This window comes from Chryseobacillus diguaensis (genome assembly GCF_049220665.1).
GTDB lineage: Bacteria > Bacillota > Bacilli > Bacillales > Bacillaceae > Metabacillus_B.
On sequence record NZ_JBMKNV010000024.1, the window covers coordinates 1 to 21399 of the forward strand.

General features: G+C 38.1%; 18 protein-coding genes and 1 pseudogene. 13 read left to right on the top strand and 6 right to left on the bottom strand.

Annotated elements, in window-relative coordinates:
- A partial coding sequence (locus ACOT8F_RS20450; RefSeq protein ID WP_421653762.1) for a hypothetical protein occupies positions 1-842 on the bottom strand: 842 nt, incomplete at its 3' end.
- A gap of 153 nt (positions 843-995) precedes the next feature.
- Here ACOT8F_RS20450 and ACOT8F_RS20455 point away from each other — a divergent pair.
- The 6 genes from ACOT8F_RS20455 to ACOT8F_RS20480 all read left to right on the top strand — a co-directional run bounded on the left by ACOT8F_RS20455 (position 996) and on the right by ACOT8F_RS20480 (position 7370).
- Positions 996-2084 carry a CotH kinase family protein gene (locus tag ACOT8F_RS20455; protein ID WP_421653763.1) on the top strand — a complete coding sequence of 363 codons (1089 nt, stop codon included), beginning with the start codon at positions 996-998 and terminating at the stop codon, positions 2082-2084.
- Positions 2085-2241: 157 nt separating this feature from the next.
- Entirely contained in the window at positions 2242-2820 is a 579-nt protein-coding gene (locus ACOT8F_RS20460) for a hypothetical protein (RefSeq protein ID WP_421653764.1), read from the top strand.
- An 83-nt stretch (positions 2821-2903) separates the two neighbouring features.
- Positions 2904-4520 carry a DUF2642 domain-containing protein gene (locus tag ACOT8F_RS20465; RefSeq protein ID WP_421653765.1) on the top strand — a complete coding sequence of 539 codons (1617 nt, stop codon included), beginning with the start codon at positions 2904-2906 and terminating at the stop codon, positions 4518-4520.
- 35 nt (positions 4521-4555) lie between these two features.
- Positions 4556-5227 (top strand): DUF2642 domain-containing protein, encoded by a 672-nt coding sequence (locus ACOT8F_RS20470; protein WP_421653777.1) that lies wholly within the window; start codon positions 4556-4558, stop codon positions 5225-5227.
- A 103-nt stretch (positions 5228-5330) separates the two neighbouring features.
- Entirely contained in the window at positions 5331-5576 is a 246-nt protein-coding gene (locus tag ACOT8F_RS20475; protein ID WP_421653766.1) for a hypothetical protein, read from the top strand.
- A gap of 429 nt (positions 5577-6005) precedes the next feature.
- The gene (locus ACOT8F_RS20480; protein ID WP_421653767.1) at positions 6006-7370 is read left to right on the top strand and encodes a cytochrome P450; all 1365 of its coding nucleotides are present in this window, start codon (positions 6006-6008) and stop codon (positions 7368-7370) included.
- A gap of 852 nt (positions 7371-8222) precedes the next feature.
- Here ACOT8F_RS20480 and ACOT8F_RS20485 read toward each other — a convergent pair.
- On the bottom strand, positions 8223-9206 hold the full coding sequence (locus tag ACOT8F_RS20485; protein WP_421653778.1) for an aldo/keto reductase: 984 nt from the start codon (positions 9204-9206) through the stop codon (positions 8223-8225).
- 491 nt (positions 9207-9697) lie between these two features.
- Positions 9698-10738 (bottom strand): NAD(P)-dependent alcohol dehydrogenase, encoded by a 1041-nt coding sequence (locus tag ACOT8F_RS20490; protein ID WP_421653768.1) that lies wholly within the window; start codon positions 10736-10738, stop codon positions 9698-9700.
- 317 nt (positions 10739-11055) lie between these two features.
- Here ACOT8F_RS20490 and ACOT8F_RS20495 point away from each other — a divergent pair, with 317 nt between their 5' ends.
- Positions 11056-11472, top strand: coding sequence for a MerR family transcriptional regulator (locus ACOT8F_RS20495; protein ID WP_421653769.1), 417 nt, complete (start codon positions 11056-11058; stop codon positions 11470-11472).
- A gap of 574 nt (positions 11473-12046) precedes the next feature.
- Positions 12047-12151, top strand: a pseudogene (locus tag ACOT8F_RS20500) (YvbH-like oligomerization domain-containing protein); the annotation flags it as partial.
- Positions 12152-12303: 152 nt separating this feature from the next.
- Here ACOT8F_RS20500 and ACOT8F_RS20505 read toward each other — a convergent pair.
- A complete protein-coding gene (locus ACOT8F_RS20505; RefSeq protein WP_421653770.1) occupies positions 12304-12522 on the bottom strand; it encodes a hypothetical protein in 219 nt (72 codons plus the stop codon).
- 331 nt (positions 12523-12853) lie between these two features.
- On the opposite strand from ACOT8F_RS20505, the gene fdhF reads away from it, so the two are divergent.
- From fdhF to ACOT8F_RS20525, 4 genes are all read left to right on the top strand, one after another.
- Positions 12854-15835 (top strand): formate dehydrogenase subunit alpha, encoded by a 2982-nt coding sequence (gene fdhF / locus ACOT8F_RS20510; RefSeq protein ID WP_421653771.1) that lies wholly within the window; start codon positions 12854-12856, stop codon positions 15833-15835.
- A complete protein-coding gene (locus ACOT8F_RS20515) occupies positions 15810-16307 on the top strand; it encodes a helical membrane plugin domain-containing protein (protein ID WP_421653772.1) in 498 nt (165 codons plus the stop codon). Before fdhF ends, ACOT8F_RS20515 begins: the two co-directional genes overlap by 26 nt.
- 17 nt (positions 16308-16324) lie before the next feature.
- On the top strand, positions 16325-16531 hold the full coding sequence (locus ACOT8F_RS20520; protein WP_421653773.1) for a heavy-metal-associated domain-containing protein: 207 nt from the start codon (positions 16325-16327) through the stop codon (positions 16529-16531).
- A gap of 673 nt (positions 16532-17204) precedes the next feature.
- Positions 17205-17834, top strand: a complete 630-nt coding sequence (locus ACOT8F_RS20525) for a phosphatase PAP2 family protein (RefSeq protein ID WP_421653774.1) — start codon at positions 17205-17207, stop codon at positions 17832-17834.
- A gap of 595 nt (positions 17835-18429) precedes the next feature.
- On the opposite strand, the gene ACOT8F_RS20530 is transcribed toward ACOT8F_RS20525, so the two are convergent.
- Positions 18430-19296: a glycoside hydrolase family 16 protein gene (locus tag ACOT8F_RS20530; RefSeq protein WP_421653775.1), complete on the bottom strand. Its 867-nt coding sequence runs from the start codon at positions 19294-19296 to the stop codon at positions 18430-18432.
- Between the two features lie 523 nt (positions 19297-19819).
- Between ACOT8F_RS20530 and ACOT8F_RS20535 the strand changes: the two genes are divergently transcribed.
- Positions 19820-20077: a cupin domain-containing protein gene (locus ACOT8F_RS20535; protein WP_421653779.1), complete on the top strand. Its 258-nt coding sequence runs from the start codon at positions 19820-19822 to the stop codon at positions 20075-20077.
- A 177-nt stretch (positions 20078-20254) separates the two neighbouring features.
- Here the strand turns inward: ACOT8F_RS20535 and ACOT8F_RS20540 are convergent, their stop codons facing one another.
- Positions 20255-20779, bottom strand: coding sequence for a 5' nucleotidase, NT5C type (locus ACOT8F_RS20540; protein ID WP_421653776.1), 525 nt, complete (start codon positions 20777-20779; stop codon positions 20255-20257).
- Positions 20780-21399 lie beyond the last annotated feature (620 nt).

A 21399-nucleotide genomic window follows, 5' to 3' on the forward strand; every position in this document is an offset into this window, starting at 1 on the left:
GAACCTTTGTTTCCTTTCGAGCCCTTGCTGCCGTTGGATCCTTTGTTTCCTTTTGAACCCTTGCTGCCGTTTGAACCTTTGTTTCCTTTCGAGCCCTTGCTGCCATTAGAACCTTTGTTTCCTTTTGAACCCTTGCCGCCGTTGGAACCTTTGCTTCCTTTCGATCCCTTACTGCCGTTGGATCCTTTGCTTCCTTTCGATCCCTTACTGCCGTTGGAACCTTTGTTTCCTTTCGAGCCCTTGCTGCCATTAGATCCTTTGTTTCCTTTTGAACCCTTGCTGCCGTTTGAACCTTTGTTTCCTTTCGAGCCCTTGCTGCCGTTTGAACCTTTGTTTCCTTTCGAGCCCTTGCTGCCATTAGAACCTTTGTTTCCTTTTGAACCCTTGCCGCCGTTGGAACCTTTGCTTCCTTTCGATCCCTTGCTGCCGTTGGAACCTTTGCTTCCTTTCGATCCCTTACTGCCGTTGGAACCTTTGTTTCCTTTCGAGCCCTTGCTGCCGTTGGAACCTTTGCTTCCTTTCGATCCCTTACTGCCGTTGGAACCTTTGTTTCCTTTCGAGCCCTTGCTGCCCTTGGAACCTTTGCTTCCTTTTGAACCCTTGCTGCCGTTGGAACCTTTGCTTCCTTTCGATCCCTTACTGCCGTTGGAACCTTTGTTTCCTTTCGAGCCCTTGCTGCCGTTCGAGCCTTCGGATTTCTTTTGTTTCTTGTTCCCTAAATCTACCTCATTAACCTCATTATTTACTTCATCTGGATTATTATTAAGATATTTCGACAGGTTATTTTGCAAGGCTAAACAAAAAATTTCACATATATCAGTTTCAATATCAAATGTTTTCATTCCATTTCCCCCAACATGTGTAATTATCATTTTCAATATATGGGGTTGGGACTTATTTGCTTAGACTATTGCTCTATATGATCAATATTTTCAATATGGACTGTGACCCTTTGCCTAAAAAAATCATAAACTAAATCAAAAAGGCGGGATATTATGCCGTCAGTATATTCAGTCCCACAGTATTCAATATTCATTCATCCAAAGCAATTATTTAAACTGAATCAAAATATTTATGATGATGAAACGGTATCAGCCCGACTAAAAATTGCTTCAAAAACCTGCCCAATTCATATTTCCTACCGTGGTCATCATATAAGAAAATTCAAAAAAAAATCTTTCCGTGTTATTTTCCAGGATTCGACCCTCTACAAAGGAGCAAAAGAGATCCATCTGAATTCGGAATTTAAAGATCATTCACTAATTAGAAACAAACTTTCTTTCGACTTTTTTCATAGTATCGGCGTAATAGCCCCTCAAGCACAGCATGTATGTCTAATGTTAAACGGTAAAAATCAAGGGGTTTACTTGGAAATTGAATCATTTGATGAGTATTTTTTGAGAAAAAGAAACATTGCATCAGGACCCATTTTTTATGCCACAAATAATGATGCGAATTTCTCATTACTAACTCCTGAAGGGAAACTAAAGAATTCGCTTATGGATGGTTATACCAGGAAATCCGGTTATGAAAGCGAGGATGAGTATATAAAATATCTAATTTTTAAGGTTAATACCTTAACTAAAGAAGAATTTAGGAAAGAAATAGAAAATCTAATCGACTTGGATCAATATTTTAAGTGGTTAGCTGGCGTTGTTTGCATTCAGCATTTCGATGGATTTATTCATAATTATTCCTTGTTTCTAAACCCTTTAACAAAAAAGTTTGAGATCTCACCTTGGGATTGTGATGGTACGTGGGGAAGGGATATTCATGGAAGGACGATGGATCTAAGTGATGTCCCCATAAACGGGTTCAATACACTAACAGCCAGAATACTAGATGATGTGTTTTTTAGAGTTCAATATAAGGAAATACTAAAGCATATTTTAGACAACCACTTTACAATTGACATTTTATCTCCAATAATAACCCAATTACATGAGAATATACGGCCATATGTATTACAAGATCCTTATAAAAAGCAGCAAATCGAACATTTTGATAACGAACCTTCATTTATTTGTCAATTTATTAGTGAAAAAAACCAATATTTAAGAAATCGGTTGTGTCTTCTTGGTTAACCAATCATGAAACGCTAAATAATTTTACCCTTTGGAAATCAAGAAAAAATTTATTTGACCAAAAAATGGTCAAATAAATTAGTTACCTTAGCCATCCATGACACATATAGATGCATTAGGAATGTTTATAAAATAAAACTTGAGGAGAGAAAAAAACGTGAATAATGAAACGATTACCTCTTATGTTAATAAAGTTGTTAAGGTTGACAGAGGTGGAAAAGAATCCAGAGTAGGGAAATTATTAGGTTGCAGCCAAGACTACTTCGTATTATTAACAGAGGATGACGGAGTTGTGTTCTATCAAACTCACCATGTGAAAAGTATTACGCAAAATACTAAAGATGGAATTGATTTTTCATTAGTGATTCCTGAAGACTTTACTTTTGTGCAAGGTGAAGATTTTAAAGGACTTCTTACTAATCTAAAACACCATTGGGTGAAAATAAACCGTGGTGGCCCTGAGAGTTTGGAGGGTATTTTAGATGATGTTACCGCTGATTTTATTACTGTTATTAAAAACGAAGAAATTATTAGTTTAAACATGTTCCATATTCGCAATGTTAGTTACGGATTGAAACTAGAAAAACCAGAACAAAAAGAATCAGATTCTAAAGATAACGATAAGGAAAAAGCAGACTCTAAAGAAAAAAGCAATGAAAAATCTGAAGGTAAAGAAAAAAGCAGTGAAAAGCATGAAGGTAAAGAAAAAGAGAAAGAAAATAAAGAAAACGAATAATTGAGTAATCTCAATACTGTCGCTTCTAGAAAATAGTATAGGGGCGACAGTATTAATTTATATAAAATGAGGAGGTGAAGAATATGGATCATGAATCATATTTTAAAGCCTTAAAATCCCTGATAGGATATAATATTGGTATTTTTTCTAATGAAGGTTCTTATATTGTTGGCTGCCTGATCGATGTAAAGGATGATCATATCATCATTAAAAGTAAAGATGACAAAATCTTATACTTTAATCTTAAACAAATCAATGCCATATCAAAAAATGCTAAAGAACATAAAATAAATGCAGTAGAGTGCGACTATTTAAATTCAAATAATTTATTAGAAATTCTAAAACAATTTAAACATAGTTGGGTAACGATCAATTACTTAAACCCTCAGCCTTTTAGTGGAGTTTTAAGCAGAGTTTTTGAGGACCATATTATTTTAGTTAGTAATGAAGATTGTTTATATTTAGATAACGCTCATCTTAACAGTATCTTCCAAGGGGAAATTACTCAAGCTGATGTAATAAATGAAAATGCGGCAGAGTCAAAAATGAAAGAAAATACAGCGGAAACAAAAGGAAACGAAGTAACCAATGCATATACTGCATTAGACCAATATAAAGAAGAAATAAAACAGGAATCAGACGAAAAACGTGAAGAAAAAATTACGTTAAACGAGAACCTGGAGAATCCACTTTATTCAAAGGATAATGAAATAGGTGAAAATACCGCTTCATTTACTGAAAATACAAAAGAAAACGAAGTAACCAATGTATATACTGCATTAGACCAATACAAAGAAGAAATGAAACAGGAATCAGACGAAAAACGTGAAGAAAAAATTACGTTAAAAGAGAACCTGGAGAATCCATTTTATTCAAAGGATAATGAAATAGATGAAAATACCGCTTCATTTACTGAAAATACAAACGAAAATGAAATAACTAATTTTGAACCTGCACTAAACCAAGACATTGAATTAGATGAAAAAATCACTATAATTAACTCCCCTCAAATAAACAAAGCCCATATAACCCCGGATCAACTGAATTCAAACGATATAAAAGCTGCTCAGAAAGAACATGTGCAACATACATTTGATGATGCTGATTTGTTAGTTAACAAAAAGGAAGGGGTTTCTAGTACTTACCCGAATCACAATTTTGCAACCCACATAGATCAAATAACAAATTATAGGAACAGTTGGCGTAATAACAAACAAAAAGTTCATTCAGAAACAAAAAAGGCAGACGAGGATTTTTTTCAAACCGGGAATGTGCCAAATAATAAGTATTTTTATACAAGGACGAAAAGCTGGAATCGAAAGAAATTATGTTTGCCCAATAAAAAGGAAAAATCCACAAATTGTGAACAGCAATTTCCTGAGGATTTAAACTCATTAAAAAGTGAAGAAATTGGAATCGAAAAGTTAGAAATGAATTTAAATAAGTTTGATCCGCACGAACAAGAAAAATCCGCAAGTTCTGAACAGCAAACTCTTGAAGATTTAAATTCAATAAACAGGAAAGAAATTGATATCAAAAAGTTAGAAGTGGATTCAAAGAAGTTAGATCCACACGAACAAGAAAAGATACTTGAAACGCAATATTTTTCGCTTATGAAATTTGCAGAAAAAAAATACAATGAGCTGAAAAATAAGCGGTTAAAAAAAGAAACTAAAGAGCCAAAGGTATCCAGGAGTTAACCAATTAATGTAATAGGAAAGGAGGAATCAATTTGATGAATAAAGCTTTTAAACCATTTATCGGGGAAAAAATTGAAATAGAAGTCTCTGGAGGAAAACTATTGAAAGGACTGACTGTTGATGTCGGAAGTGACATCATTGTCCTTAATACCGGAAATGACTACATGTATCTCCCATTATTACATGTTCAAAACAGTAAAATTAACTTAAGTGATGACATAATAATTGAGAATCAGTCAGAAATCCCTCAGCTTCAACAACAAGAGGAAGAACTTTCTGTCAGGAAAATTTTAAACCTTGCTAAAGGATTGTTTGTTGAAATATATGTCACTGGGAATCAGCCGCTTCATGGATATATTTTATCTGTTATGAATAACTACTTTGTCTTCTATTCACCAGTGTATAAAACGATTTATATCCATCTAAACCACTTAAAATGGTTAATTCCCTATACGAAAGATCAAACGCCATACGGACTGAACCATAAAGATTTACCAGTAAATCCGGCAGGACTAAGTTTAGCAAGGACGTTTGATGTACAGTTAAGTAAACTGATTGGAGAATTAGTTGTTTTAAATATAGGGCAGCCGCAAAATTACATTGGGAAAATACACAAAATCGAAGATAACTTTATTGAAATTATTACGGCTCGAAATAAACACTTATTTATAAACATGCAGCATTTAAAAACCATTCATTATCCCTAAGAATAAAGTTCTTTATCCGAATACAATAACACTCCACCATTGGAGTGTACTTGGAGAAAGAGCCTCGATCCTTTTAGAGACACGGGATTGAGGCTTTTTTTATATGGAAACTTATGAATCAGGTCATGGCTGGATTATCTTGAAAAAAATGAACCGCAAATTGCCGCTGACTCTTTTGCATGTATGGACACTGGTTGAGCTGAAAGCGAAATTTCTAATGGACGGAATCATCCCGATTGATTTGAGTCTCGATAATGCAGTTTTATCAGAGAACAATGATATTGTCGTTATTGATTACGGTATGTTTAGTAAGGGGCTGGACAGTCCTTACTTTAAAAATCTGATATAAAAAAAGACCCAATAAATAGGGCGAGGCTAATCCTCAATCATCCTCTAATCTTGTGGACTTTTCCCAATAAGAAAATGGGCCGCTTCTGCGCTTCATAGCTGATCCGTGACAATACCAGCACATGAAATACTATCCTCTTTAAGTATTACTACCCGTTTTTTTCAATTGCTGTTCGGACAATGAAACAATGCCACCAGAGTTACAAGCATAATAAACAGCCAGAACAAAATGCGATATTGTGACTGGCAGGCCTTCTATCGAAAAAACAACTGCTAAAAAGATGGTCTGTATGATACTTTTTGTTGTTTTTTCTCTTCATTCCCAATTTCCGCATTTCTCCACCATAGTACAAGACAAATGGCTCATCCTGAATAAGATATATCAGAAGATTTAAAAAAAAATCATAAAAACAGCGGAGGATGCAACTCAATGAATGACAATTCAGCCTCACCCATTTCTCACTCCGGACCAAAAGGGAAGCTAATAACCGGCAATTTAAGGGAGTTTAAATCAGACACGGTTGGTTTTCTTTCCCGGATGGCAAAAGAATACGGAGAAGTTGCCCGATTCCGATTGGGACCGTTTCAACGTAATTATCTAATCACAAACCCAGATTTAATAAAAGAAATCCTTGTCACGAAAAGTAAGTACTTTGTGAAATCACAGGAATTCAGTGCCTTAAAGCCAATGATCGGCGAAGGCATTTTTACGAGTGAAAAACCACTTCATACGCAGCAGAGAAAACTCATTCAACCTGCATTCAAAAGGGCCAATATTGACAATTATGCCCTCGATATGATTGATATTACAACAGATTTTGCTTCCACCTGGCAAGACGGGGAAGAGCGAATCGCTACTCGGGATATGATGGACATCACACTCAACATTATAAACAAAACAATGTTCAGCATGGATTTTAAAGATGGACATCACTTGATTGGAAAACCGTTAGATGTAAGCATGCAAATGGCCGTAAAAAGGATGAGATTTGTTCTGCGACTCCCTCTATGGGTTCCGACGAAACACAACCGTGAATACAAAAAAGCTGTACAATCGCTTGATCAAGTTGTTTATGACATTATTGAAAAAAGAAGGTCAGATGAAGCGGTGCATGAAGACATGCTGGGTATTTTAATGGATGCCAGGGATGAAAACGATGGCTCCGGCATGAGTTACAATCAGATTCGCGATGAAGTAATGACAATCTTCGTTGCCGGCCATGAAACGACCTCAACAGCACTATCCTGGGCTTTTTACTTGCTATCTCAGCATCCCGAAGTAGAAAAGAAACTCCATGAAGAATTAGATAGCGCAATTGGCAGCCGTATGCCAGTTCCTGGGGATTTCAAAAAATTGACATACACACAAAACATTGTCTGGGAAGCACTTCGTCTATACCCGCCAGCCTTTATTTACGGAAGGCGTGCAATTGAGGATGTTGAAATAGGGGGATACCCTTTTAAAAAGGGCGACACTCTCATGCTGAGCCAATATTTGATGCACCGCAGTGAAAAGTATTTTGATAATCCGGATTCCTTTATCCCGGAACGGTTTGAAAACAACTTCATGAAAACTCTCCCTTTGTTCGCCTTCTTCCCTTTCGGCGGAGGCCCGAGAGTTTGTATCGGAAACCATTTTGCTATGATGGAAGCTGTGTTCGTAATAGCGTGCATTGCAAAGCGTTACCGATTAAGGCTAGCCCCGGATCATCATGAAGTAAAAATGCTTCCGCATCTTACACTCAGACCAAGGAGAGGGTTGCGGATGATTGTAGAAGAAAGAAAGAATATATAAAGATGGTGTCCGACAAGCAGCAATTGGGTTGAAGCGGGGTGCAGGAGTATAGGAGATACAGAAGTGGGACACAACAATGAAAATTCAGGCTCATATGACAGCCAATATGAAAGAAAAGGCCATTCATCAGTTTAGTAAACCGATGAATGGCCTTCTCTTTTAATTAGTTTTATTTCAAAAAAATGAGGAATCACTGTTTAAAGGGGCATCTCTTTTGAGTTTAACTTTTGCCATTCAGGAAAAAATCTATATTCAGGGAATGAATAAGTGAATGGACCAGGAGCTAATTATCCATTTCATGGCCACTGCCTTTGTGGGAAGTTATCAAAAGAATAATATGCAGAGTCAAATTCCATTCCGTATCTGCCACCTTATACGCTATTTAATTAGAAGGTAATGATTGTCGATTTTTGCTTAATAGATTTGTAGATATTTCTCGGGAAATGATTTATTATGGCTTAGATATTTTTCCGATTTAAAATGGTTTTTGACGGCGATCATTTCACACAGGATCAGATTGGTTCATTACATTGTCATATGTATCGGGTGCCGATATCAACCTGCGCTTTATTCCCGTATTCGATATCTGACATATATTAAGCCAATAACAGCAGTTATGCCATCCACACAGAACATACAGACAAATTGATTTCAAAAAGTTCATATCGGCAAGCGATATGTTATTACCGAATCAAATTATCGCCTTATTTTCGAAAAAAAACGCCCCATTTTTCTTTTGGTTTTTCCATCTCTACTTCTAAGCGTTTATGTATTCGGGACTTTCACCCACTAGTCCGATGCGCTGCCAAACGCAAAAAAAAGGTCACCGTCATCACGGCGACCTTCTATCATTCAATCTATCGGCAGAGGAGCATGCGGCGAAACAAGATTTTGTTCCCTCAATTCCAGCCAAAAATCAGCCGGAATCTCCTCTTTCGATGCAGCGATATCCTCTTTCACATGTTCGGCACGGGTAGAACCGGGAATGACAGCCGCTACTGCTGGATGGGCCATCGAAAATTGAAGTGCAGCACCTTTCATACTTACCTGATGCTTTTCCGTAATCTGTTTAATCGCATTTGTTTTCGAAACAATGTCGTCAGGAACATCCCCATAGTCGTAATGATTTCCCCCGACTAATGCTCCCGAACTGTATGGAGCTCCAACAACGATTTGCACATTTTGCTCCAAAGCTCTCGGCATTAACTTAAGCAAGGCATGGTCATGGTTTAAAAGGGTATACCGGGTCGCCAGCAAACATAAGTCTGGGCGTGTTTCTTCCAGTTCAATGGCGAGCTCGATCGGTTCTGTCCGGTTGACTCCTAATCCCCAAGATTTAATTACCCCTTCTTCACGAAGGCGAGTCAGCGCTCGAAAGGCTCCTTTTCTTGCAATACTGATCTGTGACACCCATTCATCACCGTGAAAATCGGGCGATACATCATGTACGTACAGGAAATCCAAACGATCTGTTTTCAGACGCTCAAGGCTTTGCTCAATGGAGCGCAGCATCGCATCTTCACTGTAATCATTGGTCAGTTTATTTTTTCGGCCATACTCAAACATTCCTTCTTTTTCTTCCGTTTCATCTTCTACTACCCTGCCTACCTTCGTGCTTAAAAAATAGTCATCCCGATTGTATTTGGACAAGGCTTCTCCAAGCCGCATTTCAGCTAATCCAGCTCCGTAAAAAGGAGCCGTATCAAAATATCGGATTCCCTGATTCCATGCGGTATCAATCGTTTCGATTGCTTCCTCTTCCGGCACTTCTCTGAACATATTTCCAAGCGGAGCTGTTCCGAGGCCCAGTTTTCCTTTAATAAGACTCAAATTTATTACCTCCTATTTTGTAGAGCGCTGCGTTCTCTATGTATTTTCAATTCCTTATATTCTTGTATTCTAAACACGGGAATGGAGTGTTACTAATATACAAATATGCGGAAAGTCTTACCTTCAAGTCCCCAGCTGCACGTCAGATTATATATTGTTTTAGCTCTGTCATCGACATTCCTGAATCTTTCAATTAAAGCAAAAATTGAACCCATTTATTGGCCAAGGCTTCTTTCTACTTTGTTGCTTCTCACTCTAAATTTCTCTTAAACGACCCTTGATTTGGCAAGAACTTTAAGGAAACTATTCAAAATGCGTGATGAGAACTTTTACGAATAAGCAACAATCTATGCGAAAACAACCTTGGCTAAATAGCTTTTGTGCTATTTATCTTTTGCTTAATTCCACTTTGAGGCGACCTAAATAAAAAGGATGTCCAAAAGATAGACTTTTTGGACACCCTTAAAATGACCGTTATAGCTTTTCATTTACGCAACTCACATTGTGCTGATGTCGATCACAAATCGATACTTCACATCTGAAGCTAATACACGTTTGTATGCTTCGTCAATTTGATCGGCCGAGATTACTTCGATTTCAGGAACAATATTATGTTCTGCGCAGAAATTTAACATCTCCTGAGTCTCACGAATACCACCTATCAATGAACCGGCAAATGAACGGCGATGAGCAATAAGAGAAAACACATTTAATGACAGCGGTTCTGCAGGAGCACCGACGTTTACCAAACTGCCGTCAAGAGTAAGAAGTCCAAGATAAGCATCCATGTTAAGCTTTGCACTTACCGTGTTAATGATGAGGTCAAAGGAACCAGCCAGTTTTTTAAATGTCTCAGGATCACTTGTGGCATGGTAATCATCAGCACCGAACCGCAAACCATCTTCTTTTTTCTTCAATGATTGAGACAGTACGGTAACTTCGGCACCCATAGCGTGTGCAATCTTGACAGCCATATGGCCAAGACCACCCATACCAACAACAGCTACTTTCTTACCTGGACCCGCTCCCCAATGGTTAAGCGGCGAAAATGTCGTAATTCCCGCACAAAGGAGTGGTGCTGCTGCATCAAGCCCAATATTATCTGGAATGCTTAATACAAAGTCCTCAATTACAACAATATGGGTAGAATAGCCACCCTGAGTCGGCTCACCGTATCTGTCAACTCCAGCGTAGGTAGGAATATTTCCTTTTAGACAGTATTGTTCCTCTCCTTTACGGCAGTTTTCACATTCACCGCAGGAGTCAACCATACATCCGACCCCTACCCGGTCACCCACCTTGTACTGTGTTACCTCGGCTCCTACATCCGTGACAATTCCCGCAATCTCGTGTCCAGGTACGAGAGGATAGTTCACCTCGCCCCATTCCCCGTGAGCAGTATGGATGTCAGAATGGCATATTCCTGCATATTTAATTTCAATCAGAACATCCTTAGAATCTAGGTCGCGTCTTGTAATTTCAGCTTCTCGAAAGGTTTTGTCCGGACCGTCAACAGCTCGTGCTTTAGCAGTTATCATAGAAAAACCTCCAGTAATTAGTATTTTCATTTTTTAAGAGAACGGCATTGTACAGGGTTTAAATAATAAACTCAGGGCAACATTGTCCTTCCTTCAATTCTACCCATGCTTTTTTCTCTTACAAAACAATGTTAATCCTTATAGTTAACTCTAGGTCAAGTGATAAGCTTTCCTTCCTTTTAAGGATCCATGTCTATCCAACCCATTTCCGCTTTCCCTATAAGGGCTTTTGACATTCAGCCATTATCGTGATAATATCCCTTCAAAACATAGAGTTAACTCAAAGTCTATATATTTAATAGAAATGGAGATAACTAATGAAAACATATTCTATTAGCGAAGCTGCAAATGAATTGAATCTAACAGTATATACATTGCGATACTACGACAAGGAGGGACTTATGCCTTTTGTAGAACGGACAGCAAGCGGAACACGATTGTTTAAAGAATCCGATATCGGCGCTTTAAAAGTAATTGAATGTCTGAAATCCACTGGAATGCCTATTAAAGAGATTAAAAGTTTCATTGATTGGTGTTCTGACGGGGATTCCACGCTGCAGCAAAGATATGACATGTTCATAGAACGAAAAGCTAATGTAGAAGCACAGATGGAAGAACTGAAAAAAACAATGGAAGTAATTGAACATAAATGCTTATATTACAAGACTTCATTGGAAGCCGGTACAGAAGATATTCATAAAAAAGAGAAAGTAGAGATTTCCGTTACCAATTAATAGAAAGCCGCCTGTATCTGAATTACAGGTGGCTGTTTGTTTTGCTAAGTATTGAAAACAAACATAAGCCAGAAGTCGCGTTCATTTAGGAACAAGACTTCTGGCTGATTTCATCATAATTAGACCAAAGAATAAGCAGATGACCTGTTTCTTTGGACGAATCAGGATTTTCGCTTACAGCAAAGGTTCAGGGGTGTTACTGGCAAAAGCTATATTACTTAATATCTACACGAAAAACGCGAAACCTCAAAGGTTTCGCGTTTTTTAAGCAGATGATGTTTATTACATCATGCCATTCATCATTGTATTAAATACAAAAAAATAGATGTAAAAAACCATTGGTACTATAAGCTTTTCTTTTGTTACAATAAATATTTGATAATTATAACAAAAATAACTATGAGCAAAATTATGAGCAAAACTATTGGATGGGAAAGTATTTTTTTAATATTCATTCCAAAAAAAAACTTTCCTGTTCTTCTTCATTAAAAATTTTTGTTAACTGCTCTCGCCATTTCTCTTCATTTACAAAATAAAAATGAATATTTTGACTTGAAAGATAACAAGAATTACATACAAGGAGCTGACGGACTTTGGCTTCACTTGGCTGACTTCTGTTCGGGAGCAATACCATGAGAAGGATTTTGGGGAAGTTTTTGAAAAGTATATCAATAATTAAGAGTTGGACCGTGATGCGGTCCTTTTTCTTTTAACTTGGCTATGTTAAAAAATGATGGTGATTTTTTAACACATGTTGATTAAAGTGAGTGAACCCTAAGCAAGAGCGAAGCGACGATGAGGCTTCCGAGAGCAATTATTTAGATCATCAAACTAGGGCAATAAATAAATATCACTATTTGGAGGTTCTGTCATTTTCCTTTTACGCAGCCTGCCCTCATCAACAAGCTCCTGTAATCCCTGTTCAATTTCAGAAGGTGTAACACCAAAAATATCAGCCACTTTTACTGTTGAAACAGCCATTTGTTTTGGTTTCTTTGATGAGGAAATAATCATCGTTTGTATGCGTTGAAATAATTTTTCCTTTTCCATTGCATAATCCTTCTTTCTTCCTTTTTTTTTTGCGTAAAAATTAATCATTTCCTAAAAGAAGAATAACCATATTCCGTTATTCACATACGGAAAAATCAATTTTTTGATTTCCAATTTTCTATTTCCAAGAAAGAGGAACAATTCATTAAAGACTGAAACAGAGGTAATAAAGAAGGCATTAATAATCAGACGTTAATAAGACCAGCTCTCCTTCTATATCAGGACGGACAGCATTTCGTATTTTATTTCTTTTCTTTATTGGGCAAGCTAAAAGTGATATAAATTGGGTGTATTTTCCAAAGGAAATATCTGAAAGTCAGGTGGAATGATAATGACAGACTCAGCATTTTCGATACATATTAATGGAAAAGAGTATACTGCCAAGCAAGGGCAAACCATTTTAGAAGTTGCCCAGTCCCAGGATTTTTATATTCCTAGCATTTGTTATCATCCGAATCTTGGAACAATCCAATCATGTGATACTTGCTTCGTAAACGCAGGAGGGAAGATGGTTCGGGCATGTTCCACTAAAGCTGAACCAGGTATGAAGGTAGATACCGAATCAAAACCAGTAAAAGATGCTCAATACGAAGCAATGTCGCGAATTTTGAAAAATCATGAGCTTTACTGCACGGTTTGTGATAACAACAATGGGAATTGTGTTGTCCATAATACAGCAGAACACCTAGAGATTGACCATCAGAAATATAAGTTTGAAGCAAAACCATATGCTCCGGATAATTCGCATCCTTTTTACAGGTATGAGCCCGATCAGTGTATTTTGTGCGGAAGATGTGTAGAGGCCTGCCAGGATTTACAGGTTAATGAAACTTTGACAATTGACTGGAGCCGCAATGCGCCTCGGGTTATATGGGATAATGATGTGCCAATTGATGAGTCCTCGTGCGTTTCTTGCGGACATTGTGTAACAGTCTGTCCTTGTAACGCATTGATGGAAAAATCGATGCTTGGAGAAGCCGGTTATTTAACAGGCATTCCTGCCAATCTTTTGGAGCCGATGATTGACCTAACAAAAGAAGTGGAGCCAGGCTACAAAGGAATCTTTGCCATTTCTGAAGTAGAAGCTGCAATGAGAAAGGCGCGTATAAAACGGACGAAGACGGTTTGTACCTATTGCGGAGTAGGCTGCAGCTTTGAGATTTGGACAAAAGATCGTGAAATTTTAAAAGTAGAGCCCCAAGTTGAAGCCCCTGTTAATGGTATTTCCACTTGTGTTAAAGGAAAATGGGGCTGGGATTTTGTCAACAGCGACGAACGTCTGACAAAACCATTGATCCGCAAAGGCGATGAGTTTGTCGAAGCAAGCTGGGATGAAGCTCTCCATTTGATTGCCTCGAAGCTTACAGAAATTAAAGAAAAGCACGGTCCTGATTCCATCGGATATATCGCTTCATCAAAATGTACTAATGAAGAAAATTTCCTGTTTCAAAAACTGGCACGTGCCGTAATGGGGACGAATAATGTGGATAACTGTTCGCGTTACTGCCAATCGCCGGCAACTGCCGGACTTTTAAGAACTGTAGGGATTGGCGGGGATTCAGGAACAATCCATGATATTGAGCAAGCTGATTTGACTATTGTGATCGGCGCCAATGCGGCCGAATCCCATCCTGTTTTGGCCACCCGAATTAAACGGGCCCATAAACTGCACGGACAAAAACTGATTGTAGTGGACTTGAGGGAGAATGAGCTGGCGCAGCGGGCAGATTTTTACCTGCATCCTAAACCAAGCTCCGACCTTATCTGGCTATCAGCCGTAACAAAATACATTCTGGATCAAGGCTGGGAAGATAAAGAATTCTTGAAAAATCGAGTAAACGGAATGGACGACTTTGTAAAATCGCTTCAGAAATTCACGTTAAGCTACGCAGAAGAGACAACAGGGTTGAGCCAGGAAGAATTAATTAAGCTTGCCACAATGATTCATGAGGCAAAATCTGTTTGTGCTTTATGGGCGATGGGCATTACCCAGCATATGGGAGCTACCGATGCCAGTACAGCCATCTCAAATCTGCTTTTAATTACAGGGAATTACGGGCGACCAGGAACAGGGGCTTACCCGTTAAGAGGGCATAATAATGTGCAAGGCGCCTGTGATTTTGGAACTATGCCGGCATGGTTTCCTGGCTATGAGCCTGTTCAGGATCAAAAGGTAAGAGAGCGTTATGAAAAGGCATGGGGTGTTTCATTACCGAAGGATCCTGGATATGACAATCATCAAATGGTCGAAGCCATTGATAAAGGAAAATTAAAAGCCATGTACCTTTTTGGTGAAGACATGGCCATTGTAGATGCCAATTCGAATTTTGTAGAAGCATCATTTGAAAAGCTTGAATTTTTTGTCGTGCAGGATATCTTCTTCAGCAGAACTGCCCAATACGCAGACGTCGTATTGCCTGCTGCTCCAAGCCTTGAAAAAGAAGGAACTTTTACCAATACGGAGCGTCGTATTCAGCGGTTCTATCAAGTATTTGAACCGATAGGAGAATCAAAACCAGATTGGCTTATTTTTCAGGAAGTAGCCAACCGGTTAGGAGCAAAATGGAATTATCAACACCCTGGTGACATTATGGACGAAGCCGCGAGTCTTGCTCCTGTCTTTGCCGGAGTCAGTTATGAGCGGCTGGAACATTGGAAAAGCCTAGTATGGCCTGTTGCTCCAGACGGCAAAGACACGCCGCTTTTGTATACAGAAACATTTGGTTTTCCGGATGGCAAGGCCAAGCTCGTTTCTGTTGATTTTACACCGCCTTATAAAGCAGGCGGGGAATATGATTTGCATTTGAATAATGGCCGTTTACTTGAGCACTTCCATGAAGGGAATATGACGTATAAATCAGAAGGTCTTACACACAAAGTGCCCCATCCTTGGCTTGAGGTTTCGCATGAGTTGTCTAAAGAACGCGGTATTCAGGATGGTACGCTAGTGCGTTTAACTTCTCCATACGGACAGGTGAAGGTAAGAGCCATTGTGACGGATCGGGTAAAAGGAAAAGAATTATACCTGACAATGAACACAGCCGACGAAAATGAAGCGGTCAACCGGCTGACTAGCAGCTACCATGATCTCATTACACATACGCCGAATTACAAGGAAATGGACGTAGAAATGGAAATCCTAGAAACAGAGGGAGAGCCTCCATTACCGAGAGTAAACCATCGTTTCGGAAACAGAATACCTCAAATAAGCGTCAGGATTGAAGATAAGTGGATCCGCGACGATTTCACGCCAATCCAGAATCTATTCCAAGCAGAGGGGGATGAATATGGCCAAAGCAATCAGGCAAATTAATAAACATGTTCCAACACAGGAAGAAGAACAGACTAGAGCCTTTGGGGAACTTATTAAGGCGCTTACCGATAACCATGAAGCCATTATCAAAACTCTGGACATCGTAAAAATTCTGAACGAGATGGGCGCTTTGGACACCATCAATGGATTACTGGAGAAACGGACAGATGTAGGAGTAATTGCTATCGGGCAGCTGAATCAGCCAGCCATGTACAACACAATTAAAAACGGCATGAAGGCATTAAATTTTTTAAGCTCTGTAAATCCAGAACAAATACAAACAATTTTAAACGGGGTCAGTACCGGCCTTGACCGATCAACCGAAAGTATTAAAAAAGGGGAAAAACAAAGCTTATGGAAACTAGGGAAAATAATGCGGTCTCCTGAAGCGCAGGCATCCATGGGCATGATGGCTGAATTTCTAAAAGGGATGGGAGAAGCCTTTCAAAAAGATCAGGAAAAGGCAGAATAAGGAAGGAGGATTTTATCGTGAAATCAGGAGTTATTAAGGTGGAAGGCTTGCAAACGCAAAACGATGCTGATAAAGTCGCTCAAGCTTTGCATGCTGTATGGGGGATACGGAGGGCCGAGGTGAGCTTAAACAGCAGTGAAGCAACATTTACTTATGATGAAAATGCTGCCAATGACATCGATTTTCACCAAGCCATTACAGAAGCAGGTTTTAAAATCAAATAATTGGAAGATCAAATTGTTATTACTACAATGCGTTAGAAAGGAAGAATTTGATGAAAATTTGTGAAGTTTGCGGAAGTGCAGAAGAACTGGAAAGCAAAGAAAATGAATTAATCCAGATGAGATTTCTTCATATATGTGAAAATTGTCAAAACGATCGTCAGAGGAAATCAGAAGACAACGATTTGTCATACCTATAAATAAGGGCGTCAAAGAATTTAGTGATGCAGGTTTTACAAAAAACACATAGACTAGAGCTTCAAGGATAGTTGAGCTTCCTAAAAAAGAATTAAGCAAGGTTTTATGGCTGCTTTCAATTTTAATGAAATATTAAGTATAAGCTAAAAAAGTTACCTTTAAAGGTAGCTTTTTTCGTATCTTTTTTAAAGAAGATCTTTTTGAAAGGCTCTTTTCTTAAACTTTTAATTTAAGTACTAAAACCCTCATTTCAGCAAAAATTTTAAGAAAAGATGCCACGAAGCCAGTCTTTAAACGGGAATTAGGCTCGTACGAATAACAACAATCTTTGCTAAAACGCATTTTGAAAAGAATCGGGTGGTAATAGGCAGCAAAAAACACCAAAAGAATGTTCATATCCCGGTTACGATAAAAATATAAATGAGATAGCAGGACAAGACTTCACTTTTTTAATATGAAACCCTTCTGTTCAGGAGTGATGATCATAAAGAGAACAATGACGGCCAAAAAACTCGCTGCCTTTTGCATGGCCTGCTTTTTTTTATTTTTTCTGCTGGGATGGGCCATTAAATATAAGAATCCCTGGCTTCTTGCTTTTGATAAAAAAATGAATCAAATGATTTATTCAGGAATAAGTGAGCGGCTTACCCCAATTGCCAAAATCATGTCTCATCTGTCGGAGTTCTATTTTTGCCTTGTATTGGTATTGTTTATCTCCATAGTACTGGTTCTAATAAAAAAGGGATGGACAGCCTTGATTTTTCTAGGAAACTATTTGGGATCAAGAGTAATGGACATCATAACCAAAAATTGGGTGGGGCGGAACAGGCCTATTGCAGGAAATGGTGCTTCATTTCCAAGTGGACATATGGTAAATGCCGCTGTCTTTTACGGTTTTATCCTTTATCTCTTATTGAATTCTATGGGCCCTGAACGCAGGCTAAAAATGACTAATTCATTTCTATTTTTCTACCTTATTTTCCTTGGCTTAGTTGGGTGGAGCCGCGTTTATCTCAAGGAGCATTATACGACAGATATTATTGGGGGAGCTTTACTTGGCTTTACCTGCCTTTCTATTGGCATTTTATTGAAAGAGTCTGAACTATAAGATGGCGCATATCCTGAGCGCTCCATAATAATAAGTCAATTCCTCGATTAAAAATCGTGTAATACGTATGACAAACTAAAGGATTTTTGAAAGAAGGCAGCGACGTGTTGTCTTTGCATATTATAGTTAACTACAGATACTCCTACCGTTTCATGGCTACTTGAAATATTTCCTTGTCTCATATGCATAGAAACAAGCCTATAGGGTAAAAAAATAATAAGAATATCGAAGGACCAAAAAATAAAATCCTTTCAATAGCATGATCGGCCCTCATATTTAATCTGGTTTCGAGTTGTGTTTTAAAACCATTTGTATCAAAAAGTTTTCTATTTTCGTAAATGAAAAGGAACTGTTGTTATGACGGTATCGATTGACGTAAAAACTAAACCCAAGAAGAAGCGCTGTTTGATTATTTTGCGACAGTTGTTTAAATAGCGAAAAAATGTCTTCGTTTATAGATGAATTTTTTCATTTGAATTTGGAATATAACTCTTCATTTCATGACGGTTTCCATAGATGAATGGCCGAATTGTCTTCTAAATTTTGGAAAGGAAGGATCTAAAAAAAGAGTGCTGGAATGAACCAGCACGCCATTTTATAGAGGAATATATTCAAAGCCAGTTATAATGATCTCTTGTTTTTTTCCGTACATAGGTTTATCCGCATTGTAAAGCCACAAATTCATTCTGATCGTTTCCAGTCCGTCAGTAGGAACATTATTCCCTGTATAATCCCATTCTTGATAAATATAAGAAGGCGGGGGATCAGCGTAAAAGCCGTAACTTGATTTAAAATGTATTCCCTCAGGAGTCCACTTGTATTCATGTGTGCTTGATTGACCGTTGCTAAGAACAGTGTCAAACCTGAATTGCTGCCCCGGTGTGTTATAGGGCTGTATGACGTACTGACTATTAACATAGTTAGGATATACTACAGGATCATGACCCCACATACTGAACTCAATATCAATCTCACGATAATTAGCAGCAGCAGCGTCAGGTGAGTTTTGGTCATACTGATACAGCCCTAAAACGACATTCGGGTCAAGTGCATCTAAGGCACCGTAGACATAGAAACGATATGTCCCATAGCCTAAGGATTTATTCATAGAAAGTTGGGCACATTCCCAAACCCCTAGTGCTGAATTATAGTCAACTTTTAATCTCAAATTTCCGTTAGAATCAATGTAAACATTTTTCGGATTCCAAACATTGTTGCCTGGGGCTAAGCGTCCACCCTTGCTATCTTTAATAATCCAATCATGACCTGCCCAAGTTATCAAATTGTCCTGAAGCCTTGGACCTTGGGCTAGGCGTCCACCTTTGCTATCTTTTGTCATCCAATTATGACCTGCATGAGTGATCGAATTGTCCTGAAGGCTTAGACTCTCAGCAGAGGCTTTGGTGTTGAAGGAAAGAAGCAAGAGTATTGAAAACAGTAAAAATCGAACAAGCTTTTTCATATTTCATGCATCTCTTTTAGAACCTTTGGCTCAAGACTGTCTGTCAGCATTTTAAAGCAGGCTAAATTACCGTATTTCGCACGTTTCCACCCTTTATTTGTCCGAATTGCTTTCATCCTTTCAGTTCCCCCTTTTTTAGGGTGCAGGAAAAGAAAAAGGGAATTCCGCCTGGAATTCATCTTTTATCCAATCATGACCTGAGTAATTTATCATTCCCAATATTTCCGACCTCTCTTATTGCTTTTTTAATAAATGCTGCCCAATAACCAATTGCAAAAGGTTAAGTAAGCGCTTACAATTAATGTATTCAGAATATTTTAATTTGTGTCCCTTTGTTTTTTAGTTCATTAGCAAGTAAGTATGTTTCTAACAAGTCAAGGAATTTTGAGGCATTTGCCCTATTACAAATCTCAGAAACAGTGTCATAAAAGGAAAGCGAACAACAGAACGTAAACCAGCTGCGGGAAGATGACCCAAGCAGCCTGGCAAATGGAAAAATCACAATTAAAAAGCAGCCAATAGGCTGCTTTCCGCTTATTACCGGGCCGGTGATGTAGGATATGTACCGTTTGCCATGGGACATTACTTCAAAAAAACAGGCCGCCAAAGCCTATGGTTTTTGGAAATGTTCAAGAATAATCGCTTTGCCGACGTGTTATTGAAACAGTGGATGGCGCTCACTCCAAAAGAACTGATACAGGAACACTTGAATATAGGACGGGAACTGATAAACGGATTGCGGAAGGAGAAATGGGCAGTATTCAAATACAATGGTATCTGAGATCACCCGGACAGACATGAGGATGCTTAAATCGGTGAGTTAATAACCAAATCTGGTTATTCAGCTTGATCATTTCCTGAGCATTTATAGAAAATTACATGCCCTGCTGCTTCAATAAGAAAAATGCGTCTCTACTAATTGTAGAAACGCACCTGTTTTTTAAATAAGAACTTTTCGTTATTTGAGAAAATAATTCCTTGCCTCTTGCCAGTTGTTGACTCTAACATAGCCTGTTTCATTCATATTATGTGGAGATGTAAACAAGATTCCTTGACCAGAAAACCGTTTAAAATGTCTTATGTTATCGTCAATAAGATAGTCTGCATGAATAATACTCTTATCACCACAAAAAACAAAGTTCATATCATTCAAGAAGCTAAAATGTTCTTTTAACCATTCATACTTTGCTGTAAAGGATGTTGGATACTCCATTGCAGCCGTAGTAATGAAAATTTCATAGTGTTCGCTTAATTCCTTTATTACTTCTTGACTATCCTTTATTACTGCTAAATCCCTAAAGAAAGCAGGTTCGGTTAAATAATTCATAATTTCTTCTTTCAACTTAGGGCGTAACTCTCTAAGTTTTTTTCCTTTTAAGTCTTCAACTGTAATATTCTCGTTGTACTCCCGATTGAAAAGTGCTATATGTTTGGGAATAAAATCAGCAATTACTTCATCCATATCTATTGCAATTCTCTTCATAACAAAATCCCCCAATATGTACAAGTTTATTTTATTATACAAGATATTCTTGATAACAATTCTACCCTGTTACTTCAATAAGAAAAATGCGTCTCCGCTTATTATAGAAACCAACCTATTATCCGATGAAGAATTAACTGTTTTTTCATTTTTCTCAATCCTCCAGGAACATCATAATAAAGTCTTCCTCAAATTCCAATCTTAAAGGTGCCATTCATTCAAGAGAATTACCATCTGGGTCTTTATAATAAATTGCAGCATGAGTTAGGATTATTCGGTCCATTCAATCCATTGGCCTGCCGGGCTGTTTCTGTCAAACACAACAATTAAGAGAAAGCCAACAACAATAGGAGGTGAGGACCAATGGCCCATTCACTAGGGGATTATGATATTACGCGAATTGGAGAGGTAGTTTTTGAAACGTTTTAAAGTTTAAGGTTGGAATCATTGAAACTGAAGTTAAATAATAAAGGGAATACATATTATACATGTATTCAGTTTGTAGACAAAAGGCATTCGGATGTCTCTATCCGTATGCCTTTTTGTTCATTTTTAAGTAATTTAATGCTTTACAGACCTCTTCCTTGGATACTTTTATGCCATTTTTCCAGATTCCCAAG